Source organism: Actinomadura sp. CNU-125 (assembly GCF_001942465.1).
Taxonomy (GTDB): domain Bacteria; phylum Actinomycetota; class Actinomycetes; order Streptosporangiales; family Streptosporangiaceae; genus Spirillospora.
This window is the reverse complement of record NZ_MKJY01000557.1, coordinates 1-1,017: the sequence shown is the minus strand read 5'-3', so window position 1 is coordinate 1,017 and position 1,017 is coordinate 1. Positions and strand designations below refer to the sequence as shown.

1 protein-coding gene is annotated in these 1,017 nt (G+C 75.5%); it reads right to left on the bottom strand.

Features of this window, described 5'->3' with window-relative positions; genetic code table 11:
• On the bottom strand, positions 1–1,017 hold a 1,017-nt coding region (locus BJF79_RS40950), incomplete at both ends, for a glycoside hydrolase family 26 protein (protein WP_262403335.1).

Below are 1,017 nucleotides of genomic sequence, written 5' to 3'. Positions count from 1 at the left end.
GGCCCCCAGGGCGGCCAGGACCCCGGCGCCCCCGGCGCGGCCAGCAGCGGCCCGAGCGTGTCGCCGCGGGCGTCCTCCTCCCGGCAGTTCGGCGGGCAGGGGACGCTCGCGGCGAACACCGGCGCCGCCGCCATCGTCCGCCAGCCCCCCAGGGACGTCTCCGAGCTGCGGTAGTCCCACTCGCACGTCGGGCCCTCGGGGCGCGTGTGCCGGGCGTCCCAGTGCAGCAGCGCCGTGTACCGGTGGTACTTCGGCTGGCGGAACAGCGCGGTGGCCTCGGCCATCCAGCGGGCCTTGCGGCCCGCGTCGGCCGGGTCCTCGACCGTCCCGGTCTCCAGGATCATGAGCTGCTCGGCGGGATGCTTCTCGCCGAACCTGCGGTGCCGCTCGATCAGCTCGCCGAGCGGCCGCCAGCCCTCGTCGCGTCCCCGGCAGGTGAACCAGTTGTAGGCGTCCACGCCGATCGCGTCCACCTGGTCGTCGCCGGGGTAGTAGCGGGACGCGTCGCGGCCGAACGCGGCGTCGGTCATCGTCCACACGTACTTGACGTTGCGCGCGCCCTCCTCGCGGAACACCGACACCACGCGCCGCCAGGCGTCCACGTACTCGCGGGGCCGTCCCATGCCCTTGGACGCGCTGTTGTCGGGCTCGTGGTTGAAGGTGAACCACACGGTGCCGGGGAGTTCCTTCAGCGCGCGCGCCTGCCGCCGGATCTCGTCGTCGATGGCGCTTCCCCGGGGTGCCGAGGCGATGTCGGCCCACCGCATCTTCGTGCCGTCCGGCTTCCGCGCCTTCACCGAGACGAAGAAGACGTGCGAGCGGGCCCGCGACCGGACGAAGTCGTCGACGACCGGCTCGCCCCACCGGCGGAACACGCGGACGGCGCCGAGCGCGCGCCCGGCCTCCCGCTCCCGTTCGGCGAGGTCGGCCTCGTCGTGCGCGGTGACGCCCAGCAGCATCGGCGCGCGCCCGCGCGCCGTCGCGGCGGCGAGGGGGCCGCCGCGTGCGCGGGCCCGG